At 65.3% G+C, this 20,158-nt stretch carries 27 protein-coding genes; 22 read left to right on the forward strand and 5 right to left on the reverse strand.

Features of this window, described 5'->3' with window-relative positions; translation table 11 throughout:
- The first annotated feature begins 29 nt into the window (after positions 1-29).
- The 18 genes from VJ109_RS12390 (at position 30) to VJ109_RS12475 (ending at position 14,698) form a co-directional block, all read left to right on the forward strand.
- Positions 30-1,670 (forward strand): DUF7282 domain-containing protein, encoded by a 1,641-nt coding sequence (locus VJ109_RS12390; protein WP_324757082.1) that lies wholly within the window; start codon positions 30-32, stop codon positions 1,668-1,670.
- Positions 1,671-1,673: 3 nt separating this feature from the next.
- The gene (locus VJ109_RS12395) at positions 1,674-2,135 is read left to right on the forward strand and encodes a hypothetical protein (protein WP_324757083.1); all 462 of its coding nucleotides are present in this window, start codon (positions 1,674-1,676) and stop codon (positions 2,133-2,135) included.
- 10 nt (positions 2,136-2,145) lie between these two features.
- A complete protein-coding gene (locus VJ109_RS12400; RefSeq protein WP_324757085.1) occupies positions 2,146-3,300 on the forward strand; it encodes a hypothetical protein in 1,155 nt (384 codons plus the stop codon).
- 4 nt (positions 3,301-3,304) lie between these two features.
- Entirely contained in the window at positions 3,305-3,694 is a 390-nt protein-coding gene (locus tag VJ109_RS12405) for a DUF8129 domain-containing protein (RefSeq protein ID WP_324757086.1), read from the forward strand.
- 3 nt (positions 3,695-3,697) lie between these two features.
- Positions 3,698-4,060: a hypothetical protein gene (locus tag VJ109_RS12410; RefSeq protein ID WP_324757088.1), complete on the forward strand. Its 363-nt coding sequence runs from the start codon at positions 3,698-3,700 to the stop codon at positions 4,058-4,060.
- Positions 4,057-4,431, forward strand: a complete 375-nt coding sequence (locus tag VJ109_RS12415) for a hypothetical protein (protein WP_324757089.1) — start codon at positions 4,057-4,059, stop codon at positions 4,429-4,431. Before VJ109_RS12410 ends, VJ109_RS12415 begins: the two co-directional genes overlap by 4 nt.
- Positions 4,431-4,778, forward strand: coding sequence for a hypothetical protein (locus VJ109_RS12420; RefSeq protein WP_324757090.1), 348 nt, complete (start codon positions 4,431-4,433; stop codon positions 4,776-4,778). Before VJ109_RS12415 ends, VJ109_RS12420 begins: the two co-directional genes overlap by 1 nt.
- 1 nt (position 4,779) lies before the next feature.
- Positions 4,780-5,061, forward strand: coding sequence for a hypothetical protein (locus VJ109_RS12425; RefSeq protein WP_324757091.1), 282 nt, complete (start codon positions 4,780-4,782; stop codon positions 5,059-5,061).
- Positions 5,058-5,582, forward strand: coding sequence for a hypothetical protein (locus tag VJ109_RS12430; protein WP_324757093.1), 525 nt, complete (start codon positions 5,058-5,060; stop codon positions 5,580-5,582). The genes VJ109_RS12425 and VJ109_RS12430 overlap by 4 nt, the downstream gene beginning before the upstream one ends.
- Positions 5,583-5,587: 5 nt before the next feature.
- Complete coding sequence (locus tag VJ109_RS12435; protein WP_324757095.1) at positions 5,588-5,755, forward strand: hypothetical protein; 168 nt, start codon at positions 5,588-5,590, stop codon at positions 5,753-5,755.
- The gene (locus VJ109_RS12440) at positions 5,752-6,990 is read left to right on the forward strand and encodes a hypothetical protein (protein ID WP_324757096.1); all 1,239 of its coding nucleotides are present in this window, start codon (positions 5,752-5,754) and stop codon (positions 6,988-6,990) included. The genes VJ109_RS12435 and VJ109_RS12440 overlap by 4 nt, the downstream gene beginning before the upstream one ends.
- The gene (locus tag VJ109_RS12445) at positions 6,990-7,460 is read left to right on the forward strand and encodes a hypothetical protein (protein WP_324757098.1); all 471 of its coding nucleotides are present in this window, start codon (positions 6,990-6,992) and stop codon (positions 7,458-7,460) included. Before VJ109_RS12440 ends, VJ109_RS12445 begins: the two co-directional genes overlap by 1 nt.
- On the forward strand, positions 7,457-7,714 hold the full coding sequence (locus VJ109_RS12450) for a hypothetical protein (RefSeq protein ID WP_324757100.1): 258 nt from the start codon (positions 7,457-7,459) through the stop codon (positions 7,712-7,714). Before VJ109_RS12445 ends, VJ109_RS12450 begins: the two co-directional genes overlap by 4 nt.
- A gap of 18 nt (positions 7,715-7,732) precedes the next feature.
- Entirely contained in the window at positions 7,733-10,552 is a 2,820-nt protein-coding gene (locus tag VJ109_RS12455) for a phage tail tape measure protein (protein ID WP_324757101.1), read from the forward strand.
- Entirely contained in the window at positions 10,549-12,600 is a 2,052-nt protein-coding gene (locus VJ109_RS12460) for a phage tail family protein (RefSeq protein WP_324757102.1), read from the forward strand. The genes VJ109_RS12455 and VJ109_RS12460 overlap by 4 nt, the downstream gene beginning before the upstream one ends.
- Positions 12,600-13,382: a hypothetical protein gene (locus tag VJ109_RS12465; RefSeq protein ID WP_324757104.1), complete on the forward strand. Its 783-nt coding sequence runs from the start codon at positions 12,600-12,602 to the stop codon at positions 13,380-13,382. The genes VJ109_RS12460 and VJ109_RS12465 overlap by 1 nt, the downstream gene beginning before the upstream one ends.
- Positions 13,383-13,384: 2 nt before the next feature.
- Complete coding sequence (locus VJ109_RS12470; protein ID WP_324757105.1) at positions 13,385-14,311, forward strand: hypothetical protein; 927 nt, start codon at positions 13,385-13,387, stop codon at positions 14,309-14,311.
- Positions 14,312-14,386: 75 nt separating this feature from the next.
- Positions 14,387-14,698, forward strand: a complete 312-nt coding sequence (locus tag VJ109_RS12475) for a hypothetical protein (RefSeq protein WP_324757107.1) — start codon at positions 14,387-14,389, stop codon at positions 14,696-14,698.
- A gap of 78 nt (positions 14,699-14,776) precedes the next feature.
- Here the strand turns inward: VJ109_RS12475 and VJ109_RS12480 are convergent, their stop codons facing one another.
- The 5 genes from VJ109_RS12480 to VJ109_RS12500 are packed head-to-tail and all read right to left on the reverse strand — an operon-like array spanning position 14,777 to position 16,370.
- Entirely contained in the window at positions 14,777-15,226 is a 450-nt protein-coding gene (locus tag VJ109_RS12480) for a hypothetical protein (RefSeq protein WP_324757110.1), read from the reverse strand.
- A complete protein-coding gene (locus VJ109_RS12485) occupies positions 15,223-15,426 on the reverse strand; it encodes a hypothetical protein (RefSeq protein ID WP_324757112.1) in 204 nt (67 codons plus the stop codon). Before VJ109_RS12485 ends, VJ109_RS12480 begins: the two co-directional genes overlap by 4 nt.
- The gene (locus VJ109_RS12490; protein WP_324757113.1) at positions 15,419-15,826 is read right to left on the reverse strand and encodes a hypothetical protein; all 408 of its coding nucleotides are present in this window, start codon (positions 15,824-15,826) and stop codon (positions 15,419-15,421) included. Before VJ109_RS12490 ends, VJ109_RS12485 begins: the two co-directional genes overlap by 8 nt.
- Entirely contained in the window at positions 15,826-16,191 is a 366-nt protein-coding gene (locus VJ109_RS12495; protein WP_324757115.1) for a hypothetical protein, read from the reverse strand. The genes VJ109_RS12490 and VJ109_RS12495 overlap by 1 nt, the downstream gene beginning before the upstream one ends.
- Positions 16,191-16,370 (reverse strand): DUF8118 domain-containing protein, encoded by a 180-nt coding sequence (locus VJ109_RS12500; protein ID WP_324757117.1) that lies wholly within the window; start codon positions 16,368-16,370, stop codon positions 16,191-16,193. Before VJ109_RS12500 ends, VJ109_RS12495 begins: the two co-directional genes overlap by 1 nt.
- Before the next feature lie 174 nt (positions 16,371-16,544).
- On the opposite strand from VJ109_RS12500, the gene VJ109_RS12505 reads away from it, so the two are divergent.
- The 4 genes from VJ109_RS12505 (at position 16,545) to VJ109_RS12520 (ending at position 20,102) form a co-directional block, all read left to right on the forward strand.
- Positions 16,545-16,814 (forward strand): hypothetical protein, encoded by a 270-nt coding sequence (locus VJ109_RS12505; RefSeq protein WP_324757119.1) that lies wholly within the window; start codon positions 16,545-16,547, stop codon positions 16,812-16,814.
- Between the two features lie 90 nt (positions 16,815-16,904).
- On the forward strand, positions 16,905-18,719 hold the full coding sequence (locus VJ109_RS12510; protein WP_324757121.1) for an ATP-binding protein: 1,815 nt from the start codon (positions 16,905-16,907) through the stop codon (positions 18,717-18,719).
- On the forward strand, positions 18,716-19,231 hold the full coding sequence (locus VJ109_RS12515; protein ID WP_324757123.1) for a hypothetical protein: 516 nt from the start codon (positions 18,716-18,718) through the stop codon (positions 19,229-19,231). The genes VJ109_RS12510 and VJ109_RS12515 overlap by 4 nt, the downstream gene beginning before the upstream one ends.
- Positions 19,232-19,352: 121 nt before the next feature.
- Positions 19,353-20,102 carry a hypothetical protein gene (locus VJ109_RS12520; RefSeq protein WP_324757125.1) on the forward strand — a complete coding sequence of 250 codons (750 nt, stop codon included), beginning with the start codon at positions 19,353-19,355 and terminating at the stop codon, positions 20,100-20,102.
- The last annotated feature ends 56 nt before the right edge of the window (positions 20,103-20,158 follow it).

Consider the following 20,158-nt stretch of genomic DNA (forward strand, 5'->3'; position numbering starts at 1 on the left):
TCCCGGGCCGACAACACAGTTTCCAAAAGATGCACAACGACAACCATGACCTGCGGGTGTCGGCCCGGACGGCCCGGCTGACCGCAGGTTCGAACGACGACACCGATCCACCCTATCGCTTCTCGGGCGTGGCGGTCGCAGCCGGCGACATCCTCCATATGGATGACGGGACGCCAGTCCTGTTCTCCGAGGAGGAGCTCAAGGCAGCAGCCGAGACGCAGGCCGGCGAGCCACTCACAAAAGACCACCCCGAAGACGACGAGGGCCGCCCGGTCTACCCGCCGCCGACCGACGACACGGTCGGGAAGGTCCCCAAAGCGGGCTGGCTCGACAGTCAGCAGGCCGTCGGCTACGAGGCAACTGCGCACGACGAGTCGATCGCCCAGGGCGTCCAGGCCGGCAGCTACGAGGTGTCGGTCCACCCGACGTTCGAACTGGGGACGAAAGACGAGGAGACGGGGGCGTACAAGGCGACGAACATCCAGTTCCGCGACCTGTCGGTCGTCTCGAAGGGCGACTCGCCGTCGAATACGGCGGAGTGGGGGCCGAACGAGGCACTCGCGTCGTTCACGCGCGGGACCGACATCGGCGCCGAGCTGACCGCGGCCGACGGCATCGACGACGTCGACGACCCCGAGGGGCTGGTTGAGAAGCTTGCCCGGACGTTCGGGATCATCGGCGACTCGGGCGACAATCGCGGAGCGGTCTGGTTTAAAGACCAGACCAGCGACGGAACGTCCGTCCGCGTCGACGAGGCGCGGTTCGCTGATGCTGAGTGGCTGCTGGCTGCTCACCTGGAAGGCGACGACTTCCCGGAGGTCGGTCCCGGGCTCGGACCCGCCATCGGGTCGAGCGACGTCTACGACGGCGGGAAGGTTGCGATGGACGTGGCGGTTCCGTTCGATGACCCCCTCGACGAGGACACCACGGTCTACGTTGTCCTCCACTACGCCGGCGAGGGCGGCGAGGTCCTCGACCCGATCACCGCGGCCGACGGCGCCTACTTCTACGACTCGGCGTTCGTCGGCGTTGCGCCGGACGGCGCCGAGGTCACGGCCGAGGGGAGTACAGACACGGAGACGACGGGGGCGGAATCCTCCACGGATGCGGATCCTGACGGTTCTACCAAGAACATGGACAGCAACACTCGAGAGCAGTACGTTCAGTTCCTGACCGCCAACGCCGGCTTCGCCGAGGAGTCGCTCCAGGCGATGGACGACGACGTGCTCGAACAGACGTACGAACTCGCTGCCGACGGCGCCGCGGACGACGCGGACGCTAACGGTGGTAGCAACGACGACCCGGACGACCCCAACAGCGGGGATCAGACGCTCGGCGACATGACCGTCGACGAGCTCGGCGACGCGCTGCGCGACCAGGGCTTCGTCACACAGGACCAGGCCGGCGACCTCGTTGAGGAGGCGCAGGCCCAGGCCAGCAAGCAGGAGAAGGTCGACGAGATCATCGCGAAGGCCGACAGCTACGACGAGGGCGATCGCGAGGATCTCCTCGCGTCGGCCGACGCGCTGGTCGACCGCGAGCACCAGCGCGTCCGCGGTGAACTGACGGCGCAGCTGCCGGGCTCGGCCGGCGCCGGCCCGAGTCTCACGGCGGGCGCGAGTTCGGATGCCGACGCCGACGAGTACGGCACCGGGGTCCAGGAGGACTAACTCATGATCGCACAGAACCAGTCCGTCATCGCACAGGTCAACGGCAACGAGAGCTACGTCGAAGGGAGTGCGGATGCGCCGATCGAGCCGGGTCGCGGCGTCGTCTGGTACGAGGACGCCGACGGCGAGAAGCAGGTCAAGCTGGCGGGCGCCGACGCCAACACCAAGCGCGTCGCTCGCGAGCAGCGCAACCCGCCGCGCTCGCTCGGAGGTACTGGCGACTCGCCGCTCGACGACGCCTACGCGGCGGGCGACAACCTCGAGACGGTCGGCTTCCGCCGACACGACCGGGCCCGACTCCGCCACGACGGCAACATCGGGACGCCGGGCAACTTCGAGGACGCCGAGGTCGGCTGGGACGCCAACGGCTACATCACCAGCTCGCCGACGACCGCGATCGGTCGCGGCATCCGCGTCATCGACCGCGACAGTGGCGACGACTTCGTCGTCGTGGAGTTCTACTGAGGTTCCTGACATGAGTGCAACCAACGTTTCTACCGAGACCAAGTGGTCGAAGAGTGTCGAAAACGACCTGTCGCTGACCGCGCAGAAGGCGCTGTTCAACCCGGTCCCGAGGGTCCGCGAACAGGCCCTCCAGCAGCTCCGCGCCGAGTCGCCCTTCAGCCCGGAGCAGTGGGAGCAGCTCGACAAGGCGACCGGCATCAAGAGCACGAACCCGTCTGCCGAACTGACGGCGGACTCGACGCTGGAGGTCGACTCGTGGGCGCAGTACGCGGACATGGTCCTCAGCGACCAGTTCGTCCAGTCGACTGTCGTCGACCAGCTGATCGGGGCTGGCTTCGTCGCTTCCAGTGACCTCTCGCGGTACGCGCACTTCTCGCCGATGAGCGGGACTCGGCTGGAGGGCACGACGTCGATGAACCTGCGGACTCGCAGCGAGCAGGAGATGACGGGTCACGCCCTCGATGGTGTCCCACTCCCGATGGACATCGTCACCTATCAGATCGACGCCCGCGAGTTCCAGAACGCGCAGGCGTTCGGTGAGAGCTTCGACGACTCGGTCGGAACTGAAGCGCGACAGGCACTCAACCGCCTGGAGCACAGCAAGCTCTGGGACGGCTGGGGGCCGGATGTCCAGACCGAGCGCGGGCTACTCTCCGTTGACGGGCTGGACTCGAACATCTCGGAGATCATCCAGGCCAGCAACTCCACCGGCTGGATCGGCGACGCCGCCGGGATGCTCGACGACATCGACACGCTTCACGACTCGGTCGAGGACCAGACCGACGTCGTCGACGAGGACGACGTCCCGCTGGTCAGCGAGGTCGGTGGGTGGCTGTTCGTCCCGCGGGCGATGTGGGGCGAGTTCACCCGCGAGGACTACGAGACCGAGCAGGCTGACGAGACGGTCCGCGACCGTATCGAGCGTAAGTACGACTACCTCAACATCGTCCCGGCGCCGCGCCTGGACTCCGACAGTGTCATCATGATGCTGGACGACCCGCGGTACTTCCAGATCGTCAACGCCCAGGGCGTCACAAACACCAGCTGGGAGAGCGACGGCGGCGCCGCACTCAACAACCGCCTCATCAGCTCCCGGACGCCGTTCATCCGGACCCAGCCCGACGGCATCTCGGGCATCACCCGGATGACCGGGATCGACGCCTGAGACCATGACTGACACCGTACCCGTCCGCGTGACGGACGGCGACGTCTGGGTCGACGGCGAGCATCTCACACTCGGCGACGAAACCGAGATCCCCGCCGTGGTCTACGAACGGATCCCGGGGTCGTTCGAGCAGCTCGACAACGGCGACGATAACGACGAGACCGAGGACGCGAAGACCCAGAGCGCAGACGCGAGCGGCGAGGCCTCCGAGCTCACCGAGGACGATCTCGACCCGCACCCGGAGGACCTCACTGTCGGCGAACTCGAAGCCCGAATCGAAGGCGTCGACGACATCGGTCTCCTGAGAACGATCCTCGGGGCCGAAAGGGCATCAGAGGATCGAACCACGGCAACGGACACCCTCGAAGCTCGCATCCGGGAACTGGAGGAGTAACCGATGCCCACCGCGACAGCGGCCGATGTCCGTGTCGAGATTGACACGTATCTCGACGACACGAAGATCACGTCGGTCATCGAGCGGATCGAACGGGACATCCCACGCGAGATGGATGACCCCCCCGCCGACGACACCGACGACCGCCGGGACCTCGAAGCCGTCCTCGCAGCGATCCACATCGGGACCTCGCTGGACCGCGCAGCGAGCGAGGCCTCAACTGGTCGAACGTCGGAAACCTACGAGGAAGATGTCATCGACCAACTGCGCGGTCGCGCTAAGCGACTCGGGGCGCCGGACAGTCTGATCGGCACGAACGCGGGCAAACCGACGTTCTCGTTGTCGGTTCCGGACACCTCAGAATGAGTTGGGGCATCGCGATGATGGGCTTCGATGCGGCGATGGGGCTCATCGAGGATGTCGGTGTTGACTACAGCGGCGAGACTGTGTATATCGCCGCGCCGACGGTCGAGTATGCAATCTATCAGGAGTTGGGAACGTCAAAGATGGAGGCGCGGCCGTTTGTCCGCCCCGCGGCGGAGTACGTCCAGGCGAACACCGAGTCTGAAATCCGCCGAATCTCGACGTCCCAGGGCATCCCACTCGTGTCCGAAGAAGCCATCGTCCGCTGTGCGGCGCTGGCCGTCCAAGACCGGATGAAACGAATCGCCGACCGGAAAGATATCCGCGATACGGGTACGCTCATCGCGACTATCGAAATCGAGAGGGTCAGCTGATGACTGGTGCTGCTTACCGGCTCATCAAGAAGCGAGGCAAGGAGTACGACATCCGGAACGCCAGCGGTGGCGGCGGGCGGTCGACGCCGTCGTACTCGCCTGACGGCTCCATCATCGGCGTGCTCGAATCCCGTGGGATGCCCAAGACCGTCACGCTCTCGGACGGCTCGGAAGCCGAGACGCGGACCGAAATCCGTGTCGTCCCTGACGACCAGACGATCCGCCCCGAAGGCGACGCCGACGGCTACCCGACGAAGCTTGACCACCCGAACGACACGACGTACCGAGTCATCGACCGCTACGAAGAGGACGGTGGCGTGATCGTCCTGACCGTCATCGAGGACTGACATGACAGAATCACCAGACTACTGGCTACCGCCGTGGTGGGACCTGCCCACACCTGGCTACAAGACGCACCGTCTCATCACCGGTCAGCACGTGCCACACTCGCCCCCGACAGTTCCTGCCGCGTCCTCTGTTACCGTCACTCTAGATGACTTCGGGGATGGTGGTCCACCGGGTCCACCACCTGCCGCTGGCGCTGCAGCTGTCGCCGTCGACGAAGAGGCACTCCGCGAGATACGCCGCATCAAGCAGCTTCAGGACACTAACCGGGTGATGTTCGAGTGACTCGAGACATCAAGAAGGACCTCGTCGCGTTCCTCCGCGAGCACTTCGACGACTCCGTCGTCCCGGTGACGTTCGACGCCGGCGACCCCACCCAACCAGCGACCGATGGCGACGTCCGGTTTGCTGACTACGACGGCGCCAACGACTATCCGCAGGTCGCGATCGCGAGCGAGGACCCGACCGTCGCCGGCGGCGGCGAAACCGGCTACTCGGGGATGGACCCCGGCGGCAACGGCGGCATCCAGGACACGATCACCAGCGTCCAAATCGACTGCTGGGGAGGGCCGGACGACGCCGACATCTACCAGTCCGACGGCTCACATCCCGACGTCGTCGCGAACGCGCTGGGGAGGGAGGTCCACGATATCCTCTTCGAGGCCGACGAATCCGACGACGGCCCGCCCACCCCCGACGGCTACGACTGGGTCAACGCCCAGCCGCCCACCGAGAGCAACGACACGGAGCGGTCGCCGACGCACTACCGACGGTTCGTCGTCGCCCGGCTCAAGCATACGGAGTGACCGAGATGTACGTCACAAACACGAACACTGCGACACAGCGCCTCTTCAATAGCGGCTTCATGGACGAGCCTGTCGAGTTTGCCGACACCGGCACCGCACAGGTCCCCCAGGAGGTCGGCGAGGCGCTGGTCGACCACTACGACACGATCAAACTCAAGGAGACTGACACATGAGCGCACGAGATACCCCAGAAAGCGGGACGCTACCGGGCCGGCACGGCTACGTTGTCGAGTCCGAGCCCATGGCCGTCCCGACCGATCCCGACTGGCAACGCCCATCAGACGTGATGCGAGAGTTCACGGCGAGCGGCGGCGCGACCGTCGAGCGCCAGGACGCCATCAGCACCCCTGACCCCGTCGACCACAATCGCGGGACAGAAGAACCCGAAGCAACCGTCGCCTACGACATGCAACAGTTCCCCGTCGACGGCGACGGTAACCCTAACTCGCTGGATGCGTATGGCCTGCTCCGGGACGAGTACAACGCCCTGGAGGGAACGATCCTCTACCAGGAGCGGACCCGGATCCCTGGCGGCAACGACGACGCCGGCATCCGGCTCTACACGGTCGTCCGCGGGGCTGCTGTCGAGTCCGTCGAAGCGACGCTGGACCCAAGCGAGGCTCAGCCCATCCTGCTGGAGTGTGGCCTCATGCCGCGCAAGGTCCGCAGCTACGCCATCCACCAGCCCAGTGCGTCGACGACACTGGAGATCACGTCGACGGACGACGCGGACACGATGGATGTCACGATCGAGAACGAGGGTGCCGGGACGACCGAAACGATATCGCTGACTGGCACGACCAGCGTCACCACGACGGAGTCATTCGGCGATATCGACTCCGTCTGGCTCTCCGAGCAGCCGACCGGCGATATCACGATCACCGACGGCAGCGGCACCACCTTCGTCGAGCTGCAGGGCGGACTGACCTATTCCGATGACGACCAGCCCGTCGACGGCGACCGCGGTATCCCGTCGCTGGGGGCGGGCTCGCACGGTAGCGAGATCGGCACAACGTTCGAGCACTTCGTCGGCGATCGCGTCGAGCGGCCAGCCGGCTCGCCGCTGCGACCTCGTCTTAACAGTGCGTCGTGGTCGGTCGAGAACGACATCTCGACCGATAGCCTCCACGACACACGCGCGCCATCGGTCGACACAAGCGACCGGACGGTCACGGTCGACGCCGATGTCGGCGGACCGAAGGTCAGCCACGACTCAATGATGGAGGCGCTCACGAAGACGAAAAACGATATCGAACACGAGCTATCTGGCGGGGAGTTCGTATTCCCGAACTCGACGCTGACCGACGGCGGCGAGCGGCAGCGTGAGGCATCCGGGCAAGCTGTCGCAAGCATCAGCGAGACGTTCGAAGCATCGGGCGATCCGGCAATCATCATTTCAGCTAACTGATGACGGACCAAAACACACGACTCAACGACGGTAGCGACCTCCAGATTGCACAGCCCGAGGACTTCGGCGTCCATCGCGACGATAACGGCGATCTCGTCCCGCAAAAACAGCGCATCCCCGGCACCGACCTCGCGATCAAGGTCAAACCACTCGTCGGCGGCGCGGCCGAGCGCTACGAGGACGTGCTCGAAAGCGATCGTGCCGATGACGAGCGCGTCGAGGAGTTCTTCGACGAGTTCATCGCCGAGGGCGTCGGCTCCGCCGGCGATCTCGACAACGTCCCGGACTATCTCGTCTCGGGGCTCATCAAGGCGATCAAGAACTCGTCGGGGTTTGGGTCGCATCAGGCGGTCCAGCAGCAGGAGATGGAGGAGAACGCGGCGGCGATGCAGGCCGTCGGCGCGAGCCCCGAGGAGCTGGTCGACCAGGCGATGGAGTTCGCGAACGACGAGGACGCGGACACTCGTTGAGGCAGCAGGCGGCCATCGAGGTCGCGCTGCACGACACGGGCGGCTATGATTTTATGACCATCCCGCAGCTGCACGCATCGGAGATCCGGCGGTTTGCTGAGGGGATGGAACTCCGTCGAGAACAGCGCCAACACGCCCAGTCCGGCACCCACTCGCCCGAGAAGCGAAGCCAGAAGCAGGCGATCAAGGCCGGCCAGCGGGCCGAGCGCCAACAACTCCTCGACGAGATCAACGACGACTTCGGCGGCGGGTAGCCGCCAGGATACTTATATATGGCAATCACAGGAGCCCGGGAGGAGGTCCAGGTCGAGATTGGCGGCGACGCGTCCAGCCTCCAGGAGGCGACCGACGACGCAGCCGAAGGGTTGCGGAACATGAAGGTCGCCGTCGGCGTGGCCGGCGCCGCCCTGGGCGCGCTCGCGACTGGGGCGCTCGCGAAGGCGACCAGCGCCGCGGCGGACTTTGAAGAGCAGCTGGTCGACGTCGAGAAAGTGACCAATCCCGAGACGGCCCGGGAGATGGGAACGGCGATCCGCGAGATGGCCGCCGAAATGCCGATCGCGCAGCGCGAACTCGCGGGGATCACCGAGCAGGCCGGCCGCTTCGGCGTCGAGGGATCCGAGAACATCCGGCAGTTTACCGAGACGGTCGCGCAGATGTCCGTCGCGACGAACCTCTCCGCCGAGGAGGCCGGCGAGGCGTTCGCGCGGCTCGCGACGCTGACCGGCGAGCCGATCTCGAACGTCCAGAACGTCGGCGACGTCATCAACGAGCTCTCGAATTCCATGGCGACGTCGTCGAGCGAGATCACCGACGCCGCACTCCGCAGCGCCGGCACCCTCTCGCAGCTGGGGGCATCGAGCGAGGATATCTATGCGCTGAGCGCCGCGATCAACGAGGCCAGCGAGTCCGCGGAACGGGCCGGGACGCGGCTCCGCCGGCTCGCCCAGGAGCTGCAGGACCCGCAGAAAGCCAGCGAACTCGCGGCTGTCCTGGACATGACCACAGAGGAGTTCGTCGCGCTGCGAGAGGAGGATCCGTCGGAACTCATCGCCCAGCTGGCCGAAGTGATGGACGAAGGGACCGAACAAACCGACGAGTTGCGGGCTGCCCTTTCGACGACCTCCCGACAGGGGCTGACCGCACTCGCGCAGAACATGGAGGGGCTGTCCGAGGCCCAGGAGATGGCCAACGAGCAGATGGGCGACGGGACCTCGCTCGCCGAAGAGTACCAGACGGCGAGTGACACGTTCAACAGCGAACTCCAGGTCACGCAAAACCGCCTCCAGAACATCGCCATCCAGATCGGGCAGCAGACGCTCCCGGTAGCGTCCGACCTGCTGGCGGTGATTAATGACTATCTCGAACGGTTTTCGGAGTTTAACAGGCAGACCGGCGGCGCCGCTGGGACGATCGCGCTCGTGACGACCGCACTGGGCGGGTTCACGGCCGCGATTGCGTCGGCCGTCTCGCTGCTGGGCGGGATATCGGCCGCGGTCGGCGCCGTCGGGGCAGCGATCTCCGTCCTGACGGGGCCGATCGGTATCGCCATCGCCGCCGTCGCGGGGCTCGCAGCGGCTTGGCAGACCAACTTTGGCGATATCCGTGGCCATACCGACCGCGGGATCTCGGCAGTCCGGGACATCATCGGCGACGGTCTCACAGTTATCGAGGACCGCTGGGACGAGCACGGCGCCGAGGTCGTCGCGACGACAAATTCGTTCGTCGACGAAACCGCCGCGGCGACAGAAGCGCTCGTCGACGAGAACAAGACCACGCTCGCGGCCCTCAGTACCGCGGTCAGGCGACAACTCGTGTTACCGCTCTCGGACAGCGAGAGCCAGATTCGCCAGACGCTGAATTCGACCGGCAGCGAGTTCAGCGAGACGTTCTCGATGATCCGTCAGACGGTCTCGGAGGTCATGACGGCCGTCGTCTCGCAGTTTATCCGGCCGGCGTTGCAGAACATCAGCCGGCTCTACAGGCAGCACTTCACCGGCTCCGATGGCATCCTCGCCAACACGCGGACGGCGTTCAACGCGATCCTCAACAACGTCATCCGGCCAGCCCTCAACCAGATCCAGGCTCTCTGGCGGGCCTACGACGACGACGTGCTAACGCTCGTCCGCGGGCTGATGGGCACGCTGGAGACGGTCTTTACGGTCGGGATGGACGCGATCCTCACGTCGATCAACGTCGTGTTGGATTTGATCTCGGGGGACTTTGACGGCGCGTGGTCCTCGATCGTCGGGCTCTCGAAGCGCTCGGTCGGGGAGATTGCCGAGTGGATCAAGACCAGCGGGAAGCAACTCTTGGCCGGGGCGTTCGGCATCCTCGTCACGCCGATCGAGCGCCGATTCAAACAACTCTATAACTGGTTGATCGGCAACTCGCTCATCAAAGACCTGATCCGTGACTCGGCCAGTTACGTCCGGAATGCCGGGCAAGAGACCCTCACCGCAGCGTTCGGCGCGCTTGCTGCCGGAATCGAGAACTCGCTGAACATCGACATCTCGGGGGTCACTGACTCTATCGACGATCTGATCGGCGACGTCGAGGATGCCATCGATCGGCTCGAAGATATGTCGGATATTGACGTTGACGTGCCAGAGGTGCCAAACTTTGATCCGGGGAATGGAGATGATGGGGAGGACGGTTCTGAGGAAGAGAATGGCGACGGCGATGATAGCAGTGATGACGGTGACGACGGGGATGATGGGTTTGAGTTCCCTGACACCCCGGTTAGCAATCCCGACCCAACGGACCCATCCGAGTCCGAACAGGACCGGGGGCTGGTCCCCGGTTTCGCATCCGGCGGCATGGTCGCCGAGAGTGGCCTCGCGATGCTCCACAGCCCTGAACTCGTCCTCTCTCGACAGCAGACCGCCGAGGCCCAGCAGGGCGGCGTCGCCGTCGGCGACCTCGACGTGACCGACGACGTGGCCCGTGGGGTCTCGGAGCCGATGGATCAGCAGACGCGAGCGCTTGCCTCGCGACTCGACCGAGCCGTCGCGCTGCTCGATGACGTCGCGACGGAGATGCAGACGATGCGCCGGTCGGCCAGTGAGCCGGGCCGGTACGACTCACTATGACAAATAAACCGACACTTATCGTTGAGGACAGCAGCGGCTCGACGAAAGCGATGCTGGAGGCTGACACAGCCGAGAAGACCGAAGAGTATCGGCAGATGGACCGCGCGCAAGCGGTCGTCGACGCTGAGGAATGGAACGCTGTCTCGCTGGACAGCCGCTCCGACCGCCTAGTCATCCAACGGCCGGACGGCTCGACACTGTTCGGCGGTCGGTACGACGACGACCAGCGCGAGGGCGACGCGACCGTCGTGCAAGTGGCGTCGTACATGCGCGACGCGATCGACGCCGAGCCGACGGCCCCCAACCTGATGCTCCAGAACACGGCCGACTCCGAGGTCGTCCAGACGTTGCTGATCGACGCAGTGCCGACACTATCCGCGGGGACGATCGAGACGCTCGCGCCGTCGCTGTCGTATTCGTTTCCGAACAGCAGCCGGGCGCAGGTCGGCAAGACGGTCGCGACAGCGACCGGCGGCGAGTTCCATTACAACGCCGACCGGACCGTCGATTACGTCGACCGGCTCGGAAGTGACCTCGGGATCGTGATCTCCCCGGACAACCGCAACGTCGTCGGGGAGCCCCGTGTCACACAGGACGTTCGCGACGATGTCACGCATATCAAGGGCTTCGGGGCGGGCGACGGCCCGAATCAGGTCCGCGCCGAGGCCGTCGCCTCCTCCTTCTCGGGCGGCCGGCAGGTCTGGCGAGAGTTCGAGGATACGGACATCAAGGAGCAGAGCCGTCTCCAGACGATCATCGACCGGCTCGTCGAGGAGATGGACGGCGAGCCACGGAAGACGACCGTCGAAGCGACGCTGATCGGCGTCGACGTGGCGCTGGGCGACCGGCTCGAAGTGGTGCTTCCTGACCGCGGGATCGACAGAATGCTCAGGATCACGAAACTCATCGAACGCTACGGCGAGCAGGGCCGCGAGTACTTGGCGACGCTAACCAACCGCCAGGCTGACGACGACCTGGAGGGCAACGAGCGCGAGGTGCGTCAGCGGGTTAACCGCGGGTATGGCGGCTATATCGACCGAAACGTTACCCCCTCTGGCTGGAACGTCGCCGGCGACGGGCACCCCCAAACGCTGACCATCCCGGACTGGCCCGACGATATCGAACGCGAGGATGTCGTCAAACTCGTGGTCCAGGGCCGGCCGTGGCGGAGTCCCGTGTCTAGCTCTGGCCACTCGCACGATGTCGAAGTCACACACCCCTCGCACGATCATAGCGTCTCGGTGCATCACCCGTCGCACGACCATTCCATTGATACGACATCAACCGATAACGCTGACTTCGAATCGGTCACTGAAGCTACTGCCTCTCTCGGCGGTGGAGCACTTTCAACATCGGATTGGACTGCTTTTTCAAGCATTACGCCATCAGGCGGAACGTCGGAAGTAATGGGCGTCTCCCTACTCAAGGTGACTGGTTTGAGTTCGCGCGCGGATCCAATTATCTACATCCGCCTTCGAAATACTTCGACGGGTGAGACATACGGTTCTGGAATAGAGTACCAGGTCAGGAAAGATACTAACGACAATTCAACACCGTCATCAACCACTGTCGTCCTGAGAGACCCAACTGACTGCGACGGGCAAACCGTCCAGTTCGAATATAAAAATCAAGTCGGGGACGCTGAGGTGTCGGTTAGTGAGTATTACGTCGGTATCGGAAAGCACACCCACGAAGTCTCGGACACGACGACGACGGAACTCGGGGCTACCGAGACGGCCACGAGCAGCACTGAGTTAGGGGCAACGGAGTCCTCCACCTCCTCCAGCACGGTCGCCTTCTCGCCGACGATCGTCGAACAGTTTAACGGAAACACCTCCTATCCAACCGATGTCGAGGTCAGCGCCGGCGGCCAGACCATCACGACACTGTCGGGAGACAGCTCTCAGGACTGGCAGGAGACGCTCGACCTCAAGGGCGTGTTCTCGCCCGGCCAGCAGCGCATCGCCGCCGAACCAAAGGGCCAGCGCGGGTCGCTGAACCTCACACTCCAGAGTGAGCTGTTCCGGACAGGGCCGAACACTAACTGATGACGGGCTTTCGCTACGGCGGCGCTCGCTACGGCAGCGCTCGCTGGTCGCCACGGCAGCCGAGACAGTGGACGCTCGATACACTCCCGCTGGTCCCCGACAGCGTCGAACTCGCGCCGATGACCGTCACGCTGTCGGGACAGATCCCCCGCTCCCGACTCCCGGCAGTCCGCCGGCTCGCGGATCGCGTCGGCGACTATCGCGAGCGCCCGCAGTATGGCGGGGCGACCGTCGTCAAGCCGGCCGACGACCAGCCGCCCGTGACGGTCCGCCCGCCGTCAGCCTGGCGACCGCCCGCGGCGGTCTTCGAGGCCGTGGTCGACTCCCTGGAGATTGAGGAGATTAGTCCGGAGCGCCGCCAGGTCGACATCGCGCTCCGGCGGACGGGAACCCCCCTTCCGGACGGCGAGCTGGACGAGAGTGGCGGCGCGCTGGACCTCTCCTTTTCGTGGGGGTCGCTCGCGCTGCCTGCGGACGCCATCGGCCAAATCCCCGAGGGCGGTGCCCGCGGGGGCGAGACCCTCTCGCTGAGTCTAGATCTCCGGCCGCTGGAGGCACGGGCGATCCGGGCTGCGGCTCGGACCGAGGCGATCGTCACGCGCTCAGTCTCGGGCAACGACGACCTCGTCCGCGACTCCGCTGACGGCGAGCAGACTGTGACCGTCACGGCCGTCTCGGAGACGATCGTCGACGGCGACTACGGCGTCCAGGGCTATTCGATCGACCGACCGACACACGGACGGCGACCCTACGCAGCGTCGCTGGACCTCATCAAACGATAACCATGCTCGACTATCGACGCGACGACGGCGCACAGTGCCTCGACCAACAGCAGGAGCTGGACTGGCATCGCGGCTGGCAGGTGATCGATGCCGTCAGCGGCTCGAACAAGGTCGATCCGCCGTCGGGAGGCGGCCTCGCAGTCGATATCCCCTCTGGCCCCATCAACGCCGGGGGGTCGACGGTCTCCTGTGCGTCGGTCACCGACTTTTCGCTTCCCGCTGCTGATCCCGAGCAGCCACGGACCGACGTGATCTATCGCGATGCCGTCGGCGATCCACAGTATAAAGAGGGCGAGCCGGGGGGTATCAAGCCCGAGGGCGTCCAAGCGCGGGATCGGGACGCCGCAGCGCCGCCGCCCTATCCGATGCACGATATCGATGGCGTCGTGCTCGCTACTGTGTGGGTTCCCGCCGGGGCCACGTCGATCACGCTCGCGGACATCCGGGACCGACGGATGCCCGCGTCGCTGGACGTGGACCAGCTGTCGGCTCGGTCGATCGACGCCGGATCGGTCAGCTCCGAGTCGCTAGATACGGGCAATATAGACAACGGAGGGTCTCCGATTCAATTCGGGGATAAGCTGGAGACAATAAGTCCTAACGATCCCTCCGAGGTAATCCGCATGGGCTCTGGAAGAGCCGTTGTCGGTAATCAAACAATTCTGTCTGATGATTCTGTGGTCGTTCTGCGTAATTTAGCCGGTTTTGGGATTCCCGCGTCGGTTCTAGTCAGGAATAACGACGACACTGAAGGGGCAAAGTTCAGCGTAGCAGGGAATAACGTCTCAATAGACGAAAGCGACGGATCGTTTGCAGCTTCGGACACGGACGGCAATATCTGTGTTTACATCGGGGGGAACAACGACCTCGTCCTCAAAAACCGCCTCGGTTCGGAGAAGACCATGAGACTGTTGGCCTTCATTCTCTGACCAGCAATTGAACGGCCGATCCAGCCAGCCGAACAGCGCTGAAACCAACGCGAACCTGACGTTCCGACACCACCCATGCCAACACTCAGCTACAGCGGCCGCGTCGCAGTCGCAACGACCACGAACGGGAAGCTCCCCGCCGAGAGCGCCGAGCGGATGCACACGCTCTTAAACAAGGCCATCACGGCCTACGAGGGCGAGACAGTCGACCTCAAGAAAGCGACCGTCCACTTCGACGGCGAGCCGATCATCGAGATCGAGGTCGCCTCCCAGGCCGCCGAGCTGGCCGAGTTGGAGGCCGTCCAAGACGAGCTTGCCCAGACGGTCGTCGAGATCGGGATGGAGGACAGCGCCGCGGACGCTGCCGAGAAGATCCGTCTCGACTGAGAGCCGGTTTTCGCGCGGTATCAGCAGCCGATAGCGACTGCTATCGGCACAGGATTGGAGACAGCAATAAAATGACCGCTATTCAGGAATCAGCTGGACGATCTCGCCGTCGGGGGCCTCGACCGGCCCCGACAGCTCACAGGCTTCGTCGTGGACGACCTCGAAGAGGTGCTCGTCCAGATTCCCACACGCACACCGAAACGCCAACGGCTCGTTCGTCGCGACGCCGGCCGATCGCTTGCCGGTCGCCGCGATGACGACCGTGATCTCGTGGTGGGGGTCAAACTCGGGCGTGGGCGTCTCGACGTCGACGTCGGGCTCTAAGTCATCGTAGTGAGCGCGGCCGTGCTCGCCACAGAGCGGGCAGTCCTCGGTGTGCCAGATCTGGTCGAGTGTCTCGTCGGCCTGGTGGCACTCCGCGCAGCGGTAGCCGACGCACTCCCCGACGTGGACGTCGGCCGCCTGCGGATCGGTGACCGTCAGCCGGTGGATCGGGAGACCTTCTAGGGGCTCCAGGCGGACTTTCATCGCGACTGCACCTCCGTGAGATGCGTGATCGAAACGTCCTCGACCGCTTCTGAGCCGATCGGCCGCCAGTCGTCGCCGTCGCGTTCGTCGACGTAGCGGGTCCACGCACCATCCTCGGGAACCCACCGGTAGCGGCGGCGCTGGCCAGTGTCGAGTGTGTGCTCGACCACGACGCCCTGACCGCCGTCGGTCTCAGTCACCGTCGCCCTCCCGGTCACCGGCGCCGGCCTTTCCGACGTCCAGCGGCTCGCCGTAGTACGTGAGCCCTTCGGTCTCGGGATCTCGGCGGCGGTCCATGCAGTCGGCTTTCGCGAACAACACCGGCCAGCGCGCGCTCTTCTCGGTCTCGAACAGCGCCGCATACTCCGGGCCGCTGAGGTTGACCACGCGACCCCCGCCGATCTCGTCTAGGCCGTAGTTCCCGTCGCCGGCGTCCTCGGGCCTCCGGCGGGAAGTCGTCCGAACCTTGAACAGCCCGGGCTCGTCCAAGTGGCGCAGCTGGACGATGTCACCGCAGCGGGGTTCGGGGACGTTCTCCGGGAGGTCCTCCGGGCGACGGTCCTCGGCGCTCTGGAGCTTCCGCGGGCGGCCGACGCCCATCACTCGGACCCCCCGTTATCGAAGTGTTGGTAGTCGGGTTCGCCGGCGACGAAGCGCCCGAGATCGTCGTCGATCGCTTCGCGGTCGGCCCAGCTGGGGATCGGCCGCTGGCCGGTCGCGAAGGCGGTTCTCCTCCGATGTTTGCATCCCGCCGAACGCGTCGAGTCGTCCCAGCACTCACAGGCACCCTCGCGAGCGTCGACGACGTAGCTGGACCCTGACCCCGAGACAACCAGAAACATGTCCGGGGCGCCGGCGACGCGGGGCGTGTCGTCCAGGACCGTCATGACCTCCGTGAGTGCCCGGGCGTCGCGTTCGTCGAGTTCGAACGTGTCGGTCGCCGGCCGGAGTTGCTTCGACGCCATCACAGACCACCGCAGCAGTCGGTGAGGTCCCGCTCGCGCATCGCCTCGGCGCCGCAGCTCTCACAGCGGTAGAAGTGCTCTCCGGTGTGTTGCCCGAACTTGTCGAACTCTGGGATCGGGCCCTCGATGCGGTCGTCAGTGTCGGTACGTTCTTGGGTTGCGGTCTGGTAGGTAGACATGCTCTGTTGGTCCAGAGCACTGGTCCGGCGTTGGTGCGCCGGGCCGCTTCTACAGCGGACTCGTGCTCTACTTCATAGTACGGCATGTTTGCACTTATAGTTTGTGATGCAAACCACTATCAACAACTTGTGTACCAAGCTTTTTACGCGAAGGGTTCGAACAGTAAGTTTGTAATGCAAGCCAAGGAACCCAACCCCATGGCGCTGGATGCTGACGACCTGCGGGACGTCGATCGGGATCTGTTGGACTACCTGCGCGAGGGGCGAGTGACACCGGCGTACGCACGCGACCGGATGATCGACGAGGAGAAACGAGAGGTGACCAGTACCTACCTCGGGCAGCGCCTCCAGCGGCTGGAGGAGCACGACCACGTCCGGAACCTCTACGACAACGGGCTCTACGAGCTCGTCGACGACCCACGGGAGGGGGACAGCGATGCCTGACCTGGTACTCAGCATCGCGGTCGCGGGGGTCGTCTGGACGACGGCGCTCGCGCTGTGGATGGGCTACGTCCACTACCAGGAGGGAGAGTGATGGCGGCACAAGCCCAACTCGATCCCGAAGAGATGACCGACTCGACCGTCACGCTGGGCGACGTCCAGTTCGATCCCGTTGCCGAGCAGGACTTTCGGCTGAGTGTCGAGGGAACCAGCAAGACCGGCAAGAGCAACACCATGGCGGTGATTCTCGAAGACCTGGCCGGCGTCGCGATCCCGACGCTCATCATCGAGCGCCTGGGATCCCTATCGCCGGTCCGCCTCGAAGACGAGGACATCGTCGTGGTCGGCGCTCGCGAGGAGGACGCCGTCGACCTCGCGGTCGGGCTGGAGGACCTCGACCAGCTGGGCGAGTGGGTCCTCGATCGGGGCATGAAGGTGCTGGTAGACGTCTCGACCTACGCCGACTACGAGGACGAGGACTCGCGTGTCCACGCCGCTGCGGCGCGAGCGCTCCAGAGTCTCAACGATCGCGCCCACGAGAAGTTCCGCGCTGGCGACCGGACCAAGAGCCTCTTGGTCGTCGACGAGGCCCACATCATGGCGCCGAAAGACTCCGCGCCCGAGCCCGAGCTCGACGATCACGTCAAGCGCTGTCGGGGCCAGCTCATCAAGGCCAGCACCGAGGGCGGCAACAAGGGGATCTCCATCGTCGTGGGCTACCAGCGCCGGGCGTTTCTCCACAACGGCGTCATCCAGCTCGCCCAGGACTTCGTCGCCCACAAGCCCGGCGGCGAGGACATCGCTCGGACTGCCGACGCACTGCGCTGCTCGGAGGACGTCCTCGACGGGCTCGGCCAGGGCGAGATCGTCGCCCGCGGGCCCGCGCTCTCCGATGGCAACCTCGTCGGCCCGACCCAGGTCCGCAAGCGTCGGTCGCCCGATCCGCGCGAGGAGAGCTTCGACCTGCCCGAGACACCCGACGAACTGGCCGACGTCCTGGAGGAGATCCAGTCCGAGGTCGAGGCCGACCGCGAGCGCCGGACCGAACGCGAAAACGAACTGGAGCGCCTCCGTGCGGAGAACGAACGCCTCCAGGACCGCGTCGAGGAACTCGAAGAGGAGCTTGACGACACCGATCGACTGGCGGGCGCGCTGGAGAACCTCGCCGGCTCGAACGGTGGGGCGGCGGCCGACGTCGGCGAGGGCGTCGCGGACCTCCAGGATCGCGTCGACGAGCTACGCGCCGAGCGCGAGGACCTCGTCGAAGATCTGGAGGCTGTTCGCGAGGAGCGCGACGACCTGGCCGACGAGAACGAGACGCTGCAGGAGCAGGTCGCGGATCTGGAGGCCGAGATCCAGGAGCTCCGGTCGGCCTTCGACGGCGCCGCGGCGGATATCCGTTCGCTGGCCGAGACGTTCGAGGTGGACGTCGACATCGCGACCAGCGCCGGCGACCAGGAAACCGAGGACCTCCGCCGGCAGCTGGCCGACGCTCAGGAGCGCATCGACGACCTGGAGGCCGCGAACGAGCGCCTGCGCGAGCAGCAGTCTGAGGCACTGGAGTCCCTGACCGACTACGAGCAGTTCCTCGAAGACGAGGCAGTCAAAGCGGCGATCGACGGCGCCAAAGACGAGGCCAGTTGCTCGCCGCGGTATATCAAGGGCGTTGTCGCGACGATCATCGACGAGGGCGGGTGGGTCTCCTACGACGCCGTCGCCGAGCGGTTGGGTGTCTCGACGACCAGCGATGTCTCGAAGGCCGCGTCCGAACTGGAACGGCGGAAAGTCATCCAGAAGGACAAGCGCGACGGCGGGATGCACGTGGATCTCAACGTCGAGGGGCTCAACGAGGTACGCCAGGCCGCCGCAAAACGCGAGAAGACCGAGCAGTTGATGGACGAATTATGAGAGATAGCAACATCGACCCGACCAGCGACGGGCTGCAGTACCGCATCATCGAGCGCGACGGCGTGTGGCTCCTCCGGCGCGAACACACAGAGATGCCACTCACGCCCGACGAACACCTGGCGATGGCCGAGATCCGGAAAGCGATGCCCACCCGCGGCGGCCGGCTCGTCGTCCCGAAGGCCACCCGCGAGCAGCTGGACGCCGAGGTCGGCGACGTGGTCAGCGTCGTCGAGGTCGCAAGCGCACAGGTCCAAGCGATGACGACTGCTGTCCAGGCCGCGTTCCAGCCGGCGATCGAGGCGATGGGCGAGGTCGTCAACTCGTTCGCGAGCGACGTGGCCCGCGCGCTGGGGGAGGTGTCGACCGCCGACGGCGAAGAGCAGGACGAGACCGATCGCGAGCAGCGGCTCCCGAAGCGACTCCGCGAGGCTCGGGAACGTCGCGAACAGCAGCGCGAACAGCAACGACGGCAAGCCGGCGCGCGGTATCCGAACACAGACGACTCAGTGTGAGGGACGGTTTTGCGTCGGCGAGTGGCCCGACTCTTATTAGTCACCACTCCATTGACGTGTTATGGACAGACGGTCTTTTTTAGTGTCCAGCTGCATCGGTCTTGCCGCCCTCGCGGGATGCGTGTCCCCAGCCGACGACACTGAGCCGGAGGAGACGCCGATCGACGACAGCCCCGATACCGAGACGCCGACGGGAACCCCCACCGACACCGAGACACCGACGGAGACAGACACGGAAACAGAGACCGAAACGGCCACCGACACCGAAGAGCCAACGGAAACGGCGACCGAGGCCGAGCCCGCCACGAACGGCTATCAGGTCCGGATCTCCTACGACGGCGAGTGGTCGGGGAGCATCGGCGGTGGCGGGTCGACCCGCAGCGTCGACGGATCGGGGACCCAAACGCTCGACGTCCAGGGCGATCCCAATATCGTGAGTGCCAACGCGCAAAAACAGGACGATAGCTCGCGGCGGCTGACCGTCGAGATCCTCCGTGACGGCGAGGTGGTTTCCGACAGTGCCACGACGGCGGCGTATGGGGTTGCTCAGGCCACGTCCGATGGCGGGATCGGTGGCTTCGGCGACGACGATAGCGACACGGCCAGCGGCGGCTTCGAGGTCCGCGTCGAGTACGGTGGTGAGTGGTCGGGGAGTATCAACGCCGGCGGGTCCTCCCGCACCGTCGATGGGGCTGGCTCACAGACGCTTGCCGTCGAGGGCGATCCGGATATCATCTCAGCGAACGCACAAAAGCAGGACGACAGCGACCGGACGCTGACGATCCAGATCCTCCGCGATGGCGAGGTCCTCAAAGAGACGAGCACCAGCGCGGAATACGGCGTGGCCCAGACGACGTACTCGGCGTTCTGAGTCAGTGCTGTCCGGCCTGGTCAGCGAGCCCGACTCCCACCGCGACGTGATCCGAG

Origin of the sequence: Haloarcula montana, from assembly GCF_035666295.1 — an archaeon.
Lineage (GTDB): Archaea > Halobacteriota > Halobacteria > Halobacteriales > Haloarculaceae > Haloarcula > Haloarcula montana.

What these genes read in the sequence shown, in the direction of transcription:
- VJ109_RS12505 (WP_324757119.1), top strand. Translation starts at nt 16,545, where the DNA reads ATGCAAGCCAAGGAACCCAACCCCATGGCGCTGGATGCTGACGACCTG.
- VJ109_RS12405 (WP_324757086.1), top strand. Translation starts at nt 3,305, where the DNA reads ATGACTGACACCGTACCCGTCCGCGTGACGGACGGCGACGTCTGGGTC.
- VJ109_RS12490 (WP_324757113.1), bottom strand. Translation starts at nt 15,826, where the DNA reads ATGGGCGTCGGCCGCCCGCGGAAGCTCCAGAGCGCCGAGGACCGTCGC.
- VJ109_RS12455 (WP_324757101.1), top strand. Translation starts at nt 7,733, where the DNA reads ATGGCAATCACAGGAGCCCGGGAGGAGGTCCAGGTCGAGATTGGCGGC.
- VJ109_RS12440 (WP_324757096.1), top strand. Translation starts at nt 5,752, where the DNA reads ATGAGCGCACGAGATACCCCAGAAAGCGGGACGCTACCGGGCCGGCAC.
- VJ109_RS12410 (WP_324757088.1), top strand. Translation starts at nt 3,698, where the DNA reads ATGCCCACCGCGACAGCGGCCGATGTCCGTGTCGAGATTGACACGTAT.
- VJ109_RS12460 (WP_324757102.1), top strand. Translation starts at nt 10,549, where the DNA reads ATGACAAATAAACCGACACTTATCGTTGAGGACAGCAGCGGCTCGACG.
- VJ109_RS12420 (WP_324757090.1), top strand. Translation starts at nt 4,431, where the DNA reads ATGACTGGTGCTGCTTACCGGCTCATCAAGAAGCGAGGCAAGGAGTAC.
- VJ109_RS12515 (WP_324757123.1), top strand. Translation starts at nt 18,716, where the DNA reads ATGAGAGATAGCAACATCGACCCGACCAGCGACGGGCTGCAGTACCGC.
- VJ109_RS12475 (WP_324757107.1), top strand. Translation starts at nt 14,387, where the DNA reads ATGCCAACACTCAGCTACAGCGGCCGCGTCGCAGTCGCAACGACCACG.
- VJ109_RS12480 (WP_324757110.1), bottom strand. Translation starts at nt 15,226, where the DNA reads ATGAAAGTCCGCCTGGAGCCCCTAGAAGGTCTCCCGATCCACCGGCTG.
- VJ109_RS12395 (WP_324757083.1), top strand. Translation starts at nt 1,674, where the DNA reads ATGATCGCACAGAACCAGTCCGTCATCGCACAGGTCAACGGCAACGAG.
- VJ109_RS12510 (WP_324757121.1), top strand. Translation starts at nt 16,905, where the DNA reads ATGGCGGCACAAGCCCAACTCGATCCCGAAGAGATGACCGACTCGACC.
- VJ109_RS12445 (WP_324757098.1), top strand. Translation starts at nt 6,990, where the DNA reads ATGACGGACCAAAACACACGACTCAACGACGGTAGCGACCTCCAGATT.
- VJ109_RS12495 (WP_324757115.1), bottom strand. Translation starts at nt 16,191, where the DNA reads ATGGCGTCGAAGCAACTCCGGCCGGCGACCGACACGTTCGAACTCGAC.
- VJ109_RS12425 (WP_324757091.1), top strand. Translation starts at nt 4,780, where the DNA reads ATGACAGAATCACCAGACTACTGGCTACCGCCGTGGTGGGACCTGCCC.
- VJ109_RS12470 (WP_324757105.1), top strand. Translation starts at nt 13,385, where the DNA reads ATGCTCGACTATCGACGCGACGACGGCGCACAGTGCCTCGACCAACAG.
- VJ109_RS12500 (WP_324757117.1), bottom strand. Translation starts at nt 16,370, where the DNA reads ATGTCTACCTACCAGACCGCAACCCAAGAACGTACCGACACTGACGAC.
- VJ109_RS12465 (WP_324757104.1), top strand. Translation starts at nt 12,600, where the DNA reads ATGACGGGCTTTCGCTACGGCGGCGCTCGCTACGGCAGCGCTCGCTGG.
- VJ109_RS12415 (WP_324757089.1), top strand. Translation starts at nt 4,057, where the DNA reads ATGAGTTGGGGCATCGCGATGATGGGCTTCGATGCGGCGATGGGGCTC.
- VJ109_RS12435 (WP_324757095.1), top strand. Translation starts at nt 5,588, where the DNA reads ATGTACGTCACAAACACGAACACTGCGACACAGCGCCTCTTCAATAGC.
- VJ109_RS12390 (WP_324757082.1), top strand. Translation starts at nt 30, where the DNA reads ATGCACAACGACAACCATGACCTGCGGGTGTCGGCCCGGACGGCCCGG.
- VJ109_RS12400 (WP_324757085.1), top strand. Translation starts at nt 2,146, where the DNA reads ATGAGTGCAACCAACGTTTCTACCGAGACCAAGTGGTCGAAGAGTGTC.